This is a genomic window from Sphingobacterium sp. UDSM-2020 (genome assembly GCF_016132525.1).
In the GTDB taxonomy this organism is placed as follows: domain Bacteria; phylum Bacteroidota; class Bacteroidia; order Sphingobacteriales; family Sphingobacteriaceae; genus Sphingobacterium; species Sphingobacterium anhuiense.
Map to the genome: position 1 here is coordinate 440,009 of NZ_CP066166.1, position 17,568 is coordinate 457,576.

Sequence of the window (17,568 nt, forward strand, 5' to 3'; positions counted from 1 at the left end):
ATGAAATTTTGAATTTAAAGTGCTTGTGCTATAGCATAACCAGATGCCCAAGCCCACTGAAAATTATAGCCTCCCAACCAACCGGTGACATCAACAGCCTCTCCTCCAAAAAACAGTCCCCTTACCCGCTTACTTTCTAGAGTCTTAGCATGCAGCTCTGCAGTAGAAACACCACCACGCATTACCTCTGCTTTATCGTACCCTTTATCTCCAGCAGCCTTGACTTTAAATTTATGAATAGTATCAATAATCAATTTTGCATCCGCTTTACTTAAAGATGCTATTTTAGTTTCTAAAGGAAGAAATTTACCCAGTGCCTCCACCATACGTTTAGTAAAGTAATCGTTCAAGATACTCGAAACCAAACGTTTTCCACCTTCATTACGTTCATCTTTGATTATTTTATCCAATTGAAACCGAGGTAAAAGATCAATATAGAACTCTTCTCCAGCACGCCAATAAGATGAAATCTGTAGAATCGCAGGACCACTTAAGCCCCAATGCGTAAAAAGGATGTTCTCTTCAAAACTAATCTTATGATTATAAACTCTAGAAAAAACTGAATTACCAGCTAAAGAAGCATACCATTCAGCATCCTTTCCTGTAATAGTTAGAGGTACTAAAGCAGGTGCGGTAGGGACAATTGCCATGTCAAATTTCTTAGCCGTACGAATAGCAAAATCAGAGGCTCCCAACTTCGCGACAGGTAAACCTCCGCTGGCCATAACAACTTTCTTTGTCGTTAACTGCTGAATGCCCTTTTCACTTTCCACTGTTAAGACAAAGTCATCCTCAAGCTTTTCTATAGCTTTAACAACCGTGTTTAATCTTATATCCTGATCCGTTGCAAATAAGATCTTAGTAAAAACGGCTACAACATCTTTAGCCTTATTCGAAGAAGGAAATAATTGTCCCAACGTTTTCTCCTCACCAAATATACCATGCGACTCAAAAAAACTCAATGTATCATCTACCGTCCATTGACTAAATGCAGATCTTAAAAAGTCTGCATTCTCGGACACAAAATTATCGATGTCAGTACCCAAATTGGTATAATTACACCTTCCTCCGCCCGAAATTAGAATCTTAGCTCCAACTTTATCATTTCGTTCAATCACTAAAGTTCGCTTACCTAATAATCCAGCTTGAGCAGCACACATGAGCCCACACGCCCCTCCCCCAACTATAATGGCATCATATTGCTTCATATTTATATATTAATAGCCTATTAGTTCATTATCTAATGAAATGACACGGCGTTCCGCCTGACTTTGTATCCCCAGTTCGATAATACGAATGACATCACGTCCTTGTTCTGCTGTAACAATTAGAGGAGTTTTCCCAAGAATAGCATCTGCTATATTTTGGTAATAATCAGGATAGCTGCCTAATTTCGAAGTAACGGTCTCTTCGATATCTTCGCCATTCCAAAGTAAATTTAATTTACCATAAATAGCTGGATCTTCTTTGCCCCAGTTTGGATCTTCATCAGGAAATGCACCAGCACGTAATAATTCCTCTTGAGGATCAACACCATTTTTAAGGAAGTTTCCGTTTAATGCAAATACAGTGTATCGCGGAGTCGGCTCTTTAGCAAGCATCCCTCCTTTCAAAGAAACACGCATTTCCGGGTAGTAAAGTAGTAATTCAAAATTATCAATTGCCCCCGCTCCAGGTCTTTGAATAGTCAAATCTGCAAATACAGCATTTGGTCTACCGAAGAGTTGTAGCGTCTGGTCAATTAAATGCGCTCCAAGATCATAAAAGATTCCTGAACCAGGCAGATTATCTTCTCGCCACGCACCCGGTCTAAGATGGTTACGGAAACGATCGTAACGAACTTCAAAATTCTTGATCTGCCCCAATCGTTCATCCTTAATCACCTCTTTGATCGTTCTAAAATCTGAGTTGAATCTTAAATTATGATATACAGATAGAATTTTACCACTTTCTTTTGCCAATGCGATCAATTCATCAGCCTGTTCAGATGTATTGGTAAACGGTTTTTCGACTACCACATGTTTCCCTGCTAGCAATGCCTGCTTAGCAAAAGGATAGTGCATATCATTAGAGGTAGCAATAACCACCAAATCAATGGAATCGTCATTTAATATTTCGTCAGCATGATCTACAGCCAACGCTGTAGGATACTTTTCACTTACAATTATTTTTTGCTCCGCTTTGCGAGCAGTTATTTTTACTAATTCTAGGTCAGCAATAGATCGCATCACAGGAGCATGAAATACTTGTCCTGAAATACCAAAACCAATTAAACCAACACGGATTTTTTGAGCCATCATGAGATAAATTACATACGTTCAGGAACTTCAATTCCTAATAAACTCATTCCTTTTGCAATAACTTTTGCTGCAGAAGCCGAAAGGTGCAAACGGAAATTCTTCACTTCTTCAATTTCTGCCTTTAAAATAGTCTCTTCATGATAAAACTTATTGTACAATTTAGCTACATCATAAATATAATTAGACATCTGCGCTGGACTGAATTCTTGAGCTGAGATTGCTATAATACTTGGAAAATTACCCAAAGTCATAATTAAATCACGCTCATAAGCCGATATGGATACTGGCACCGATACTTTCGACTGTTCATCAAAATTTACTTTAGAAAGAACAGACTTAATACGAGCGTAAGTGTATTGGATAAAAGGACCTGTATTTCCTTGAAAATCAACAGACTCTTTCGGATCGAACAATAAACGTTTTTTGGGATCAACTTTCAATAAGAAATATTTCAAAGCCCCCATACCGATGGTATTATAAAGTGCATTTTTATTTTCTTCAGACAAGCCCTCCGTTTTACCCAGTTCCTCTGTGCGCTCTTTCGCTGTTTCGATCATCTCACTCATCAAATCATCAGCATCTACAACTGTACCTTCACGCGATTTCATCTTTCCAGAAGGTAAATCGACCATCCCGTAAGATAAATGGAATAAGCCATCTGCCCAAGATTTACCAAGTTTTTTTAAGATCAAAAACAATACTTTAAAATGGTAATCTTGTTCGTTACCGACCACATAAATAGAATCATTCATCTTGAACTCATCGTATTTCAATTGAGCTGTACCTAAATCTTGAGTAATATATACAGAAGTACCATCGCCTCGCAGGACAAGCTTTTCATCCAATCCGTCGGCAGTTAAGTCAATCCAAACAGAGTTATCTTCTTTCTTAAAGAAAACACCACTATCTAAACCCTCTTGAATGATATCTTTTCCTAACAAATACGTATTTGATTCATAATAATATTTATCAAAGTTAACACCTAGTTGCTTATACGTTTTTTCAAAACCAGCATATACCCAGGTATTCATTGTTTTCCAAAGATCAATCACAGCCTCATCACCAGCTTCCCATTGCTGTAACATCGCTTGTGCTTCTTTAATCAATGGCGCATTCTTCTTAGCCTCATCTTCAGTTTGACCTTCAGCTTTGAGTGTTTCTATTTCTTTTTTATATTCTTTATCAAAAACTACATAATATTTACCCACCAAATGGTCACCTTTCATACCCATAGACTCAGGAGTTTCTCCATTTCCGAATTTTTGCCATGCAAGCATAGATTTACAGATATGAATACCGCGATCATTTACCAGATTGGCTTTTATGACATCATAACCATAAGCCTTTAAAAGCTCTGCAACAGAATATCCTAATAGGTTGTTACGAATATGGCCTAAGTGAAGCGGCTTATTGGTGTTTGGAGAAGAATACTCCACCATTAATTTTTTACCATTCGAAGGAAATACCCCAAAATCAGATTTCACGATAGTCTCGTTTAAAAGAGAAATCCAGTATTCATCCGAAAGACAAATATTTAGAAACCCTTTAATAACGTTAAAATCAGTAATAGCTGAGATATGAGTTTTCAAATACTCACCTATTTCCGTACCAGTCTGCTCAGGAGATTTCTTAGAAAATCGGGTAACAGGAAAAGTTACAATTGTAATTTGCCCCTCAAACTCTTTGCGTGTCTCTTGCAGAGCAATTTGATTTTCAGAAATATCTGCATTATAAAGCTGTTTTACAGCTTGAACAGTGACTTCAATAAGTCTGTTTTGAATAGAATTCGCCATGTAATGATTATGTAAAATATGCAACTCCCTGAAATAGAATACAAAAATAATTCACATTCGCTATTCTTGTATTCATATTGAAAGTATATCTTTGCAAAAATAATAAAAAATGCAGAGCTATCAGGAATTTCTTGACCTAAGTGTTGGTTTTCCGCAAGACGGATTCGAAATCATCGACGACGAATTGTATTTCCACGATTTGAATTTAATGGAAATGATAGAAACGTACGGTACGCCGTTGCGTTTTACTTATTTGCCAATCGTCAGCAAAAAAATTCAACAAGCGAAAATTTTGTTTCAAACCGCAATTTTGAAACACAACTACAGAGGGTCCTACAAATATTGTTATTGTACCAAATCTTCCCACTTCAAACATATTGTTGAAGAGGCATTGAAGAATGAGATTCACTTAGAAACATCATCTGCATTTGATATGCCGATGATCGATTCCTTAGAACGTCAAGGTACAGTAAAAAAAGACATTACAGTGATTTGTAATGGTTTTAAGACATACCAATACAAACAGTATATCATCGACATGATCCATGATGGGTATAAGAATATTATCCCCGTCCTAGATAACAAAGAGGAATTCAATCTCTATGATGATGAAATTGAATTGGATGAACCATGTGCTTTAGGTATCCGTATCGCATCGGAAGAACAGCCAGACTCACAGTTTTACACTTCAAGACTAGGTATTCGTATCGAAGAAGTTATAGAATTCTATAACAACAAAATTGCGAATAACCCTAACTTCAAAGTAAAGCTGTTACATTTCTTCATCAATTCAGGTATATCGGATACCCCGTATTACTGGAATGAGCTAGAAAAATATGTTACATTGTTCTGTAAGTTTAAAAAAGTAAACCCGGACTTAGATACTTTAGATATCGGTGGAGGCATGCCTTTCAAAGATTCATTAGTGCATGATTTTGACTATGAATACATGGTCAATGAAATTGTGAACAGGATCAAGCAGATCTGTGCACAACATGAAGTAATGGAACCGGATATTATTACTGAATTTGGTAAATATACCGTTGCCGAAGCATCAGGTATCCTTTACAAGGTTTTAGGTCGTAAATTACAAAATGATCGTGAAAAATGGTTTATGATTGATGGCTCATTTATTACAAACTTACCAGATGTTTGGGCTTTAAATCAAAAATATATCTTACTTCCGATCAACAATTGGGATTCTGAATATGAACGGGTAAACCTAGGTGGTATTACTTGTGATGGCCAAGATTATTACAATCAAGAAGCACATACTAGTTCAGTATTCATGCCTAAAACACGTAAATTACAATATCTAGGTTTTTTCCATACAGGAGCATACCAAGATGTATTGAGTGGTTATGGCGGTATACATCATTGTTTATTACCATCTCCAAAGCATGTACTGATTCGCCGTAACCGCGACGAAACATTCAATTACGAAGTTTTTGGTGAGGAACAAAATTCAAAACAGGTTATGAAATTATTGGGCTACCAATAAGCGCGTAGTCAACTCACAATAAAAGGTTAGAAATTTTCATTTCTAACCTTTTTTGTTTTATTTAATATCTGTTATTCATGATTAATTTGTATTTTAGGTATATAATACTTTAACCCAACCATAGTTATGACAGATTCAATTTATAATTGTTTATGGTTTGATGGTCAAGCCCAAGATGCCGCAAACTTCTACTGTTCAGTATTTAAAGATGGAAAAATCATCTCATCCAATTCTCTGGTCGTTATTTTTGAAATTAACAAAACTCGATTTATGGGACTTAACGGAGGTCCATCATATAAACCATCAGATGCTGTCTCATTTGTCGTTGAATGTGAAGATCAACAAGAAATCGATCACCATTGGAATATGTTGACTGCAAATGGAGGTCAAGAAAATATGTGTGGCTGGCTAAAAGACAAATTTGGTTTTTCTTGGCAAATAATTCCTAAAAGAATTCATATGCTCATTTCAAATCCAAAAGCAATGGAAGCTTTGGTCAAGATGAAAAAAATTAATATAAAGGGTTTAGAAGAAGCATGCTAAAATAAGATGAATAACAGACTGAGATCGCCAGTAGTGCTACCAGGAAACTCTTATGCTAAAAATAAGATTATTTGTCTACCCGAAGCACCATTATCATTCGACCCGCCAAAACAATATGCATGCAATTGATATTATATCCATATAAAATATAACAAACCATGAAAGAAGAATTTATCAACTTACCTTTAACTAAAAATGATCAATTAAATCATTTTGAACTTCATATAGGAGAATACCAAGCCTTTATCGCATTCAAAGAAAGACCTAGTAAAGTTTGGCTCATTCATACCGAATCCGACCCTCAATTAGCGGGTCAAGGAGTAGCAACTGCTGTCATTGAAAAAACATTACAATACCTGAAAGAACATCATTACACCCTTTTTCCACTATGCCCTTTGGTATACGCGTATATAAAAAAACATCCAGAATGGAAAGAAATCGTTGACCCAAGTTTTGAAGGATTTCAAGAGGATAAGTAGGTATTAATCATATTTTTAGATCATATTAAAAATAAATGTTTCAACAAATTTCAGTTGCAATCCATAAAATTAAGCTACCTTTGTCGCTTACAAATAAATAAATTAGATTGCAATTTCAAGATTTAAAACTCATAGCACCAATCCTTAAGGCATTGGAAGCTGTTGGATATACTACTCCTACCCCAATTCAGGAACAGGCGATTCCTATTATTTTTAGAAAAAATGATTTATTAGGTTGCGCTCAGACAGGTACTGGTAAAACAGCTGCCTTTGCCATTCCTATACTTCAAATGTTAAGTTATTCAAAAGTTAAAACTGCGAAAAAAAATATTCGTGCATTAGTTTTAACACCCACACGTGAACTAGCAATTCAAATTGAAGAAAATTTCAATCAATACTCCAAAGATCTTCCACTTAAAAGTCTAGTTGTTTTTGGAGGTGTCGGACAACAACCACAACGTGATGCCTTGAAGAGAGGTGTTGATGTGCTTATTGCGACACCAGGCCGTTTACTAGATCTATACGGTCAAGGATATATCGATTTAAAACATTTAGAATTTTTTGTTTTAGATGAAGCTGACCGTATGTTAGATATGGGATTTATCCATGACGTAAAGAAGCTAATTAAAATAATACCTGAAAAAAGACAAACATTATTTTTCTCAGCAACAATGCCACCTGAGATTCAGAAATTAGCAAATCATATTCTTGTTGATCCTATCAAGGTTGAAGTAACTCCAGAATCTACTACCGCAGAAAAGATCCAACAGGAAGTTTATTACGTTAAGAAAAACGATAAAAAAGATTTGTTAATCCATGTTTTAAAGGAGAAAAATATAAATCACGTGTTAGTTTTTTCTAAAACTAAACATGGTGCAGATCGCATCGTTAAAGATCTTGCAAAAAAGAATATTCAATCTGCGGCCATTCATGGAAACAAATCTCAAAGTGCCCGTCAAAATGCCCTTAAAAACTTCAAAGATCGTACACTACGTGTACTGGTTGCTACCGATATCGCTGCACGTGGTATTGATATAGATGAGTTGGCATTTGTAATCAACTATGATTTACCCAATATACCAGAATCATATGTACACCGAATAGGCCGTACAGGCAGAGCAGGTAAAGATGGTCAAGCGATTTCATTCTGCGACGAAGAAGAATATGCATTCTTACTAGATATCCAAAAATCCATCCGTATGGAGATCCCTTTAGTTGAGAAGCATCCCTATGCTTTACATATTTCAGGTGTAGCACCAAAGAAAGCTGGTACAGCAAAGAAATCTGGCAGACCATCATCTACATCCAGAAATGGCCAAAGTTCAAATAACGCTAATCCTGGAGGAAATAGAAGAAGAACGTCATCCGGTCCAAGATCTGAAAATAGAAACAGAACTTCTTCGAGAAGAAGAGATTCTTAAAGCAAAAAATAATTACAAAAAAAGAGAGGCTTAGCCTCTCTTTGGTTTTTTATTACCATACTCCCGATCACGTTCGAAAGTATTCATATGTCTTTCTTTTTTCACAGGATAAACATCGTCAATAATGATCAAAATCCCTGTTTCTTCAACTTCACCAAACTCATCGTTAATTGCTGTCCCAAACGATTTCATCGTTGGAGATAGATTCATATAAGTGTTAATCAGAGGAGGAATATTCTCACCCAACGCACGAACCTTACTATTTAATAATTTATAAGACTCCTTATAATCTAATCCATCGAAAATACCTTCAAATTTAGAAAAATCATTTTCACAATTTAAACTTGGGATTGGTACAACTAAATTTTCATGATCAGGGAAGTGATACTCCATGAAATAAAGCAACAAATCACGGGCTTCTTTATTATAATGCGGATACATGGTCACTTTACCGAAAAGATACTTAATATCTGGATTAATCATCACTAAAGCACCTAATCCATCCCATAGATTATCCAAAGAAAAGATTCCTTTACGGTTATCAATTGCTGGTTGAAATTTTGGTTGGACAAAAGACCTGCCTAATTCAATTGTATAGGGCAAATAATCCGTTTTAAATCGTTCGGAAAACTGAAAATAATGAGCTGTTGATAAATTTGGGACACCATCTTTTACCGAAGCATTGGCACATTTGATGACACGATAGCCTGCAACAACTTCTTCTTCTTCAGGATTCCAGGCAATCAATTGATCGTAGCAATCTTCGCATGTATCATTTTCATCAATATCAATTGATAAACCAGTTCCACCACCAGCACCTCTAAACGTCAATTCTCTTAATCGTCCTATCTCCCGCATCACATTAGGTGCATTATGATAGTTAATCAAATATATTTCGTTATTTCCATTGTTGGTATATCGTATAAAAGCATCTTTACCTAATTCTGCCTTTAACAATTTTCTATCAACAGGAGCAATAATTTCTTGCATAATTCTATTTTTCTTGAGACATTCCGTAAACCAATCGTTTCACCTCTTCAGCCCATTTTTTTTCGCCTTTAGATTGATCAAAATGTGTGTAAGATATTTTTTTGCCAATAACAATCGTCACAGTTTGGTTGCGTTGAGAAAACATTTCATCAGGTAGATAAAGCATTTCCAAATTTGCCTTTAAGCCAATCTTCTGTCTTAGCCTTGCAAAATTATAAAAAAAGTTAGAGTTTTTCCCCTCAATATAGACAGGTACGATATCTTTTTTATATTTCTTTGCCTTATTTATAAAACTTTTCTTCCATTCAAGATCTTCAATTCTTCCGTCTCCCTGTTTTCTAGAAACTAAACCCGCAGGAAATACCAATAAAGCACTATCAGACGCGTAAGCTTCCTCTATGGCGGCGATCCCACTTTTTCCTTGTCCCCCTAATTTATTTACAGGTATAAATAGCGGCTGAAGATTACCGACATTCATCAATATATCATTGACTAAAAATTTAACATCTTTACGGTACTGTCCAATAGCATGCATAAAAGCAATTCCATCTAATCCACCTAAGGGATGATTTGAAGCAAAAATAACGCTTTCATCAATCGGAATATTAGCCGCACCTTTTAGCTCAACATTAACGCCTAGATCTTTAATTAAAGCATCAACAAAATCCAAACCTTTCAAGTCCGAAAACCGAGTCATAATATCATTGATATCGTCCTCATGTATAGTTCGTTCCAAATACTTTAATAAAAAAGATGGAATCCATTTTATCAACTTGGGACTTTTCTTGCGAATTACTTCTCTAACTTCAATAAATTTCCGACTTGCAACCTCACTCATAAAATTTCAGTACTATGATTTAACTTCATTATATATTCAAAATATAAATCGCACTTTTGTAAAAGTAGATAAAATTTGTACAATCCATTATCAATAATATATAAACTGTGCAAAGTTAAAGTAAAAATTTAATGACCTTTAATGCAAGAAAGCTTTTTTGTTAATAAAAAAGGTTTTCTTTAAACATTTTACTAAATTTAAGGTCAATAGTATACAGATAAATTATCCATATGTATATAGCGAACATTCCTCTTTCACAAAACACGACGATAAAGCAATCTGACACAATTGCTTTTGCTTTAGATCGAATGGAAGATTTCCAATTTCATTTGTTGCCTGTTGTTGATGGTGATAATTATTTAGGATTTATTTCTCAAAATGATTTACTGAATGCCCTTGATGATCAAAATACAATTGCTTCTGTTCATTTAAAAACTGACCCAATTTATATCAAGGCAAATCAACATCCATACGATGCGATCCGTTTAATGACAGCTTATAACATAAGTACTTTACCTGTGTTAGATGAAAACAATAAATTTGAAGGAGTACTGACTTCTTTAGAGTTGGTAAAAACGATTTCAGTATTGCAATCACTAAATGATATAGGAGCAATTATTACCTTAGAAATTGGAATACATGATTTTTCTTTATCTAAAATAGCACATCTAGTTGAAGCAGAAAATGCTCAAATTTTAAACTGTTCAACAAAAACAGTCCCTGAAAATGCAACATTGCTTGTAACAATGAAAGTAAATAAGTCAAACATCGCTTCTCTACTATCTTCCTTCGCACGACAAAATTATAAAGTCATTGCATCTTTCAATACACTGCAAGAATTTGATGATTTAGAAGATCGTTACCAACAACTCATGAATTACATCAATATTTAGCAATACGCTAGTTTTTTCTCATCTTTGGCAAAATAATGCAATCATTACTGCTAGAATAAAAAATACTGTACAATATGAGAATAGCAATTTATGGTAGAGAATTTAGTCCTTCAGTTATTCCCCATGTAAAGCATTTACTGGAATATTTAAATGGGAAAAATGTTGAGATTTGGATCTACGACAGCTTTTATACTTTTCTACAAAAACAATTTGACTGTAATAAAACCTTCTCCACTTACAGCTCTAATGAGAATCTGCCAAAAGACACAGATTTTATGTTAAGCCTGGGTGGTGATGGAACTATGTTATCAGCAGTATCACTAATCCATAATTCCGGAATCCCTATTGCAGGCATAAATTTCGGAAGATTAGGTTTCTTAGCATCCATAAATAAAACAGATTTTGAACCTTCAATTGATCAAATTCTAGCTAAAAACTATAAAATACAAAAAAGAGCATTATTAGCCGTAGAATCGCCTGACAGAGAATTATTTGGCGGAAACAGTAATTATGCCTTGAATGATATTACCGTTTTTAGATATGATAGTTCTGCAATGATCACAGTAAATGCGTACTTAAATGGCGAACTTTTAAACTCCTATTGGGCCGATGGTCTAATTATCGCGACACCAACAGGATCTACGGCATATTCATTAAGTTGCGGAGGACCTATCATTATGCCAGGAAGTGGCAATTTCGTAATTACCCCAATTTCACCACACAATTTAAATGTTCGTCCAGTAGTTATATCATCTGAATTTGAATTAGCATTAGAAATTGAAAGTCGTTCCGAAAAATATATATTGAGCTGCGATTCTAAAAATGAAACAATAGAAAGTAATGTCAAACTAAAAATAACTAAAGCGCCATTCTATATTAATTTAATCAGATTAGAAGGTGAAAGCTATTTTGAAACACTCCGGGAGAAACTACTTTGGGGCTTAGATGTAAGAAATTATTAGCGTTAACATGAATTTGTAATCCGCTATTCGTCAAAAAGATTTATATTTACCGCACGATATTTTAAAGAATCTGGTTAATATAAGTTATCCTTATGCAGCAATACTTAAAAATTAATGAAGAAAAAATTGCTTAATGGCAAGCGCAATTTCTTGAGGATATTAGGAAATTACATTTTTCAAATGAAAATCACACCTGATACAAGGAAATCTGACGTAGCACTTCACACTAATTTAATAATTTAATTGCAGTGGTAGTTTGTATACAACGACATTAAAATAAGTATACACGATTGAAATTAAAACAGGCATCAGGCCAATTTCAACAACTATCTTACGAAAAAACGATACACTTGTAGCATATATTTAGAAATAAATGTTTTTACCAATCGTGAGATAGGCAGAAGTAAAGAAATAGAAAATGAGCATAATAGATCATATTGACAAAAACAATCTTCCTCAACATATTGCTATTATTATGGACGGCAATGGAAGATGGGCAAAAGAAAAAGGAAAATTACGGATTTTTGGTCATCAAAGCGGAGTAAAAGCTGTAAGAGAGGCACTAGAAGCAACTTTACAGGTTGGCGTAAAACACCTTACTTTGTATGCTTTTTCAACAGAAAACTGGAATAGACCCAAACTAGAAGTAATAGCGCTAATGGAGTTGCTGGTATCTTCGTTAAAAAAAGAAGTGAAAACTTTCCAAAAAAACGGTGTTCGTTTAAATGCAATTGGAGATCTATCTAAGCTCCCTAAAAATTGTCAAGAAAAATTGCAGGAAACAATGAATTTAACTGCCGGCAATGATAAATGTATACTAACATTAGCATTAAGTTATAGTTCGCAGGAGGAAATCGTCCAAGCAACAAAAAAAATAGCAGAAAAAGTTGTTAAAGGAGATCTGAAAATTGAGAATATAACAACCGAGGTATTTCAGGAAAATCTCTACACTTCAAACTTACCAAACCCAGATTTATTAATCCGAACAAGCGGAGAATATCGAATTAGTAATTTTCTTTTATGGCAGATTGCTTATGCTGAATTCTGTTTCTTAGATAAGATGTGGCCTGAATTTGAACAAGAAGACCTTTTTAAGGCAATTCTTGACTATCAAAAGCGAGAAAGAAGATTTGGAAAAACAAGTGAACAGATCTAATCTTTATTAGTAACTTTGCTGACTGATTTTAAACCTTCATATCTGCTGGTTCTTAAATTTTTCTTAATTAACAAAAATTAACAACTGATTGGTGTACTTTAGCATCAATAAAAATTTATAAATGAAGCGCATACTATTTGTTATATTATTTTTAGCATGTACCCAACCACAATTCGCACAAGCTCAAGTGAATGGAACTGCTATAAACCTGAATGACCCCGACCAGATAAGTTATTTATCCCCTAAAGACTATATTATTGGTGGTGTTACTGTTTCGGGAACGCAGCATCTTGACAACAATGTATTAATTACCATCTCCAAACTTGTCGTTGGCCAATATATTGAAGTTCCTAGTGAGGCCACATCAAATGTCGTGAAAGTGATGATGGCACAAGGACTTTTTGATGATGTCCAATTATGGGCTGAAAAAATAGAAGGTGAAACTATTTTTCTAAACATTCGTGTTAACGAAAGACCTCGATTAACCCGTATAGACATTAACGGTTTAAGTAAAAGTCAAACAGAGGAAGTTCGTAAAAGATTAAAAGATAACGCAGGTAAAGTTGTCAATGAAAACTTGATCAATACAACACGCAATACAATTCAACGTTTTTTAAGAGAGAAAGCTTATTTATATCCAGAAATTAAGATTAGTACTATTAAAGATACTACTCAAGCTAATAACGAGATATTAATTGCTGATGTTGACCGTAAAAATAAAGTTCGTGTTAAAAAGATAACATTTACCGGAAATAAGGAATTCACACAAAAACAGCTTCGTAAGAACTTAAAAGGTGTTAAGCAAAAAGCTTGGTTCCGTATTTTTGGACCTGGAAAATTCAAAGAAGAAAAATATAAAGAAGCAAAAGAAACTTTAGTTGCGAAAATGCAAAACAAAGGTTTCCGCGATGCCGAAATTATCCAAGATTCCGTAATTAAAGTTGATGATAAAAATGTCTTAGTCAATATTGATGTGTACGAAGGCCCTAAATATTATGTTGGTAATATTAAATGGTCAGGAAACGCAAAATATACAGACACAGTCCTAAATAGAATCTTAGGAATCCGTAAAGGTGATATTTTTAGTGAAGAAAAATTAACGACTAAATTGATGGGTGGAGGTAGAAATAGTGATGATATTTCTTCTCTGTATATGAATGATGGTTATTTGACATTCTCAATTGATCCTGAACAAACGCGTATTTATAACGATACAATTGATTTAAATTTGCGCGTATATGAAGGTGCACAGTTCACCATCAACAATATTATAGTGAAAGGAAATGACGTGACAAATGATCGCGTAGTATTGAGATCTATTCGTACAAAACCAGGTCAAAAATTTTCAAAAGAAGCTATCATGACTTCTGTTCGTGAAATTGCACAGTTGGGTAATTTTGATGAACAGAAAACAAATCCAGTTCCAGAAAATATTAACCATGCGGAAGGAACAGTAGATATCGTTTATAACGTTACAGAAAAACCTTCCGATCAAGTTGAACTATCAGGTGGTTACGGTGCTGGACAAATTATAGGTACCTTAGGTTTAACTTTCAATAACTTCTCGACAAGTAACTTCTTTGATAAGAGCTCTTGGAAACCACTACCGCGCGGTGATGGACAAAAATTGAGTGTTCGTGGACAAACTTCAGGTAAACGTTACCAATCTTATAGTTTCTCATTCTCAGAACCTTGGTTAGGTGGTAAAAAACCAATTTATTTTGGTCTTAGCGCCTATACATCTAGTTCTTCTTATGGTGGTTTTAACATGTACACCGGAGAGCAGATGGTAAAAGATTCAGATCTTAACCGTATCTGGATGACTGGTGTTACCGCAACATTAGGTAAGCGTGTGCAATGGCCAGACAACTGGTTCCAGGTAAATACTTCCCTTTCGTTCCAACGTTACAAATTGCAGAATTATTCAAACTATTTCTTGTTTGACAACGGTACTGCATACAACATTAACCTAACACAGGAAATCAGCCGTAATACAATTGATGCACCGATTTACCCTACTTCAGGGTCCAATCTAAAGTTTTCAGTACAACTTACGCCTCCATATTCATTGTTTAACAAAATTAACTATGAAACATCTGCACCGGAAGTTAAATACAAATGGACTGAATACCACAAATGGAAATTTGATTCACAATGGTATGCAAAGATTGCTGGTAAATTGGTATTCAAAGCACAGGCACAGTTCGGTTTCTTAGGTAGTTACTCCAACAAAACAGGAATCTCTACATTTGAGCGCTTCAAACTAGGTGGTGACGGTATGCAAGGATTTGATTTCCTACAGGGATCTGAAATCATAGCAATGCGTGGGTATGCAAATGGTTCCATTATTCCAGAAGGGACACAAAACGTTAATATCGCTATGCGTTCAGGTAGTCCAATTTACACCAAGTACCAAATGGAATTGAGACATCCTGTCATGTTAAATGAACAAGCAACAGTCTTTGTATTAGCTTTTGCTGAAGCTGGTAATACTTGGAACAAATTCTCTGAATACAATCCATTTAAAGTAAGACGCGCAGCAGGTGTTGGTGCACGTATCTTCTTACCTATATTTGGTATGCTAGGTATCGATTACGGTCACGCATTTGATCCGATCCCAGGTTTACAAAGTAGCCAGTGGAAACAAAATTTCACATTCAGTATCATGCAAAATATGGGCGGTTTTTAATCGCTGGATTAACCCAAACCTCAGGTACTATCAAAATAAAAGGAAAGGCTTTCACCATTGTGAAAGCCTTTCCTTTTACCACCGATTTCTTAAAAAGTCGAGAAGCTTGCTTTAAACACTAAGTTTTCAATTATTCTAAAAACGCGTTTCATCTCCTATGCCAAAAGTATAAAATACCATACTCACATCCAGCAACTCGATTATAACCCCCTCGAAAAAGCTCCTATAAAAAACGATTATAAGTGATAATACTAATTTAACGGAACAAATAAAAAACACGCATTAAATGCTACATATCATTGATAATATTTCAATAAAAGTTCCAACAAAAAAAAATGATAATTCATCAAATCATCATTAATCACTAGAATCTATACTACTCATAACATGAAGAAAAAAGGGCAAACAAGTTAAATAGTGTTAAACCCGAAAAATATCGCATAGATTGCTTCTTTTTTATTATTTTTGGGCAGTAAGTTTACTGGAGATGATTTTCCCAAATTAAACTATTGGGTTTATCCATGGTCTTAAAGTAAATTAGTGTTAAATAATATATTATAGTCTATAAAACTTTCAGAGAATATGAAAAAAATAGTTTTAGTAATAGCATTTGTCGTAGTTACCATATCAACTACTTTTGCACAAAATTTTGCCTATGTTAATTCAGAATATATTTTAAAGCATATCCCTGAATATACAGCCGCACAAAAACAGTTAGATGATCTTTCTCAAAAATGGCAACAAGAGGTAGATCAACAATATGCTGAAATAGAAAAAATGTATAAAGCTTATCAGAATGATCAAGTTTTACTAAATGAAGATATGCGCAGACGTCGCGAAGATGAAATCGTGAAAAAAGAAAAAGAAGTAAAAGATTATCAAAAACAAAAATTTGGTTTTGAAGGCGAGTTATTTAAACAACGTCAGCAACTGGTTCAACCTATACAACAACGCGTGTCCAAAGCAATTCAAGATATAGCACAAGCGCAAGGATTCGATCTTGTATTAGATAGAGGTCAAGAAGTAACATTCCTATATGCAAATCCAAAATTGGATAAAAGTAATGACGTCATTATTAAATTAGGATTAAAACCTAATTCAGCACTTGCAAACTAAATATTAGTTTATTAATATTGCGAGAACAAATACCAGTAGTAGTAAGTATTAAATTAGAAACACAAAAATTTGTCTCATTATAATTTGAAGAGACGATTTAAGATTAAAATGAAAAGAATGAGAAATTTATTTAAAGGTGCTATTGCATTTGTAGCAGTTATTTTCGCTACTCAGTTAGCTCAGGCACAACAAAAAATTGGTCACGTTAATTTAGCTGAAGTAATTCAGGCAACACCAGAATTCAAAACAGCGGAAGGCCAATTGAAAACTTTAAGCGACGGAAAAACGAAAGAGCTTCAAGATATGTATGCGATGTATCAAACGAAACAAAAAGAAGCAAATGATAAAGCACGTAACAGAAGCGAAGCAAACAAAGAGACTGTTGATGTTGAATTACAAAAATTAGGTACTGAACTACGCGATATTGAAACTCGTATCAACGAAAACCAACGTGTTGCTCAAGAAGAATTAAACAAAAAAGAAGAAGAGTTAATTTCTCCTATTCATAGAAAAGTATCAGATGCACTTACTGCTGTATCTAAAGAAAAAGGATTTGCTTATGTTTTTGATATCTCAAGCACAAACATTCCTTATTTCCAAGGCGGAGATGATTTAACACCTGCTTTAAAAACAAAATTAGGTATTTCTGCAACAGCTGCTCCTGCAACTCCAGCAAAAAAATAATTAATTAAATCCTGAAATAAATTCAGGTCATAAAAAAAACAGCAGTCCCTTCAAGGTCTGCTGTTTTTTTTATGACCTTACCTTACCTTACCTTACCTTACCTTACCTTACCTTACCTTACCTTACCTTACCTTACCTTACCTTACCTTACCTTACCTTACCTTACCTTACCTTACCTTACCTTACCTTACCTTACCTTACCT

At 34.5% G+C, this 17,568-nt stretch carries 15 protein-coding genes; 10 read left to right on the top strand and 5 right to left on the bottom strand.

What is annotated here, in order from left to right; genetic code table 11:
• Positions 1–14: 14 nt before the first annotated feature.
• Genes JAZ75_RS01855 through argS form a run of 3 tightly spaced genes read right to left on the bottom strand, consistent with a single transcriptional unit; the run spans position 15 to position 4,093 of the window.
• A complete protein-coding gene (locus tag JAZ75_RS01855; protein ID WP_208699943.1) occupies positions 15–1,208 on the bottom strand; it encodes an NAD(P)/FAD-dependent oxidoreductase in 1,194 nt (397 codons plus the stop codon).
• A 9-nt stretch (positions 1,209–1,217) separates the two neighbouring features.
• A complete protein-coding gene (locus tag JAZ75_RS01860; RefSeq protein ID WP_232789333.1) occupies positions 1,218–2,300 on the bottom strand; it encodes an oxidoreductase in 1,083 nt (360 codons plus the stop codon).
• 8 nt (positions 2,301–2,308) lie between these two features.
• Positions 2,309–4,093 carry an arginine--tRNA ligase gene (gene argS, locus JAZ75_RS01865; RefSeq protein WP_208699945.1) on the bottom strand — a complete coding sequence of 595 codons (1,785 nt, stop codon included), beginning with the start codon at positions 4,091–4,093 and terminating at the stop codon, positions 2,309–2,311.
• Between the two features lie 109 nt (positions 4,094–4,202).
• Here argS and JAZ75_RS01870 point away from each other — a divergent pair, with 109 nt between their 5' ends.
• The 4 genes from JAZ75_RS01870 to JAZ75_RS01885 all read left to right on the top strand — a co-directional run bounded on the left by JAZ75_RS01870 (position 4,203) and on the right by JAZ75_RS01885 (position 8,037).
• Positions 4,203–5,594: an arginine decarboxylase gene (locus tag JAZ75_RS01870; RefSeq protein WP_132772026.1), complete on the top strand. Its 1,392-nt coding sequence runs from the start codon at positions 4,203–4,205 to the stop codon at positions 5,592–5,594.
• 126 nt (positions 5,595–5,720) lie between these two features.
• On the top strand, positions 5,721–6,137 hold the full coding sequence (locus JAZ75_RS01875; RefSeq protein ID WP_132772027.1) for a VOC family protein: 417 nt from the start codon (positions 5,721–5,723) through the stop codon (positions 6,135–6,137).
• A 158-nt stretch (positions 6,138–6,295) separates the two neighbouring features.
• Positions 6,296–6,616, top strand: a complete 321-nt coding sequence (locus tag JAZ75_RS01880) for a GNAT family N-acetyltransferase (RefSeq protein WP_132772028.1) — start codon at positions 6,296–6,298, stop codon at positions 6,614–6,616.
• Positions 6,617–6,723: 107 nt separating this feature from the next.
• Entirely contained in the window at positions 6,724–8,037 is a 1,314-nt protein-coding gene (locus JAZ75_RS01885; RefSeq protein WP_208699947.1) for a DEAD/DEAH box helicase, read from the top strand.
• Between the two features lie 30 nt (positions 8,038–8,067).
• On the opposite strand, the gene JAZ75_RS01890 is transcribed toward JAZ75_RS01885, so the two are convergent.
• Both JAZ75_RS01890 and JAZ75_RS01895 read right to left on the bottom strand, forming a co-directional pair.
• Positions 8,068–9,027 carry a GNAT family N-acetyltransferase gene (locus JAZ75_RS01890; protein ID WP_021188280.1) on the bottom strand — a complete coding sequence of 320 codons (960 nt, stop codon included), beginning with the start codon at positions 9,025–9,027 and terminating at the stop codon, positions 8,068–8,070.
• Between the two features lie 4 nt (positions 9,028–9,031).
• Entirely contained in the window at positions 9,032–9,865 is an 834-nt protein-coding gene (locus JAZ75_RS01895) for a 1-acyl-sn-glycerol-3-phosphate acyltransferase (protein WP_132772029.1), read from the bottom strand.
• Between the two features lie 230 nt (positions 9,866–10,095).
• Between JAZ75_RS01895 and JAZ75_RS01900 the strand changes: the two genes are divergently transcribed.
• The 6 genes from JAZ75_RS01900 to JAZ75_RS01925 all read left to right on the top strand — a co-directional run bounded on the left by JAZ75_RS01900 (position 10,096) and on the right by JAZ75_RS01925 (position 17,365).
• Positions 10,096–10,758 carry a CBS domain-containing protein gene (locus JAZ75_RS01900; RefSeq protein ID WP_132772030.1) on the top strand — a complete coding sequence of 221 codons (663 nt, stop codon included), beginning with the start codon at positions 10,096–10,098 and terminating at the stop codon, positions 10,756–10,758.
• Between the two features lie 74 nt (positions 10,759–10,832).
• Positions 10,833–11,720 carry an NAD kinase gene (locus JAZ75_RS01905; protein WP_021188282.1) on the top strand — a complete coding sequence of 296 codons (888 nt, stop codon included), beginning with the start codon at positions 10,833–10,835 and terminating at the stop codon, positions 11,718–11,720.
• Between the two features lie 418 nt (positions 11,721–12,138).
• A complete protein-coding gene (locus JAZ75_RS01910; protein WP_132772031.1) occupies positions 12,139–12,876 on the top strand; it encodes an isoprenyl transferase in 738 nt (245 codons plus the stop codon).
• Positions 12,877–12,997: 121 nt separating this feature from the next.
• Complete coding sequence (gene bamA, locus JAZ75_RS01915) at positions 12,998–15,565, top strand: outer membrane protein assembly factor BamA (RefSeq protein WP_183915600.1); 2,568 nt, start codon at positions 12,998–13,000, stop codon at positions 15,563–15,565.
• 582 nt (positions 15,566–16,147) lie between these two features.
• Positions 16,148–16,681, top strand: coding sequence for an OmpH family outer membrane protein (locus JAZ75_RS01920; RefSeq protein WP_208699949.1), 534 nt, complete (start codon positions 16,148–16,150; stop codon positions 16,679–16,681).
• A gap of 117 nt (positions 16,682–16,798) precedes the next feature.
• Positions 16,799–17,365 (top strand): OmpH family outer membrane protein, encoded by a 567-nt coding sequence (locus JAZ75_RS01925; RefSeq protein WP_031287178.1) that lies wholly within the window; start codon positions 16,799–16,801, stop codon positions 17,363–17,365.
• The last annotated feature ends 203 nt before the right edge of the window (positions 17,366–17,568 follow it).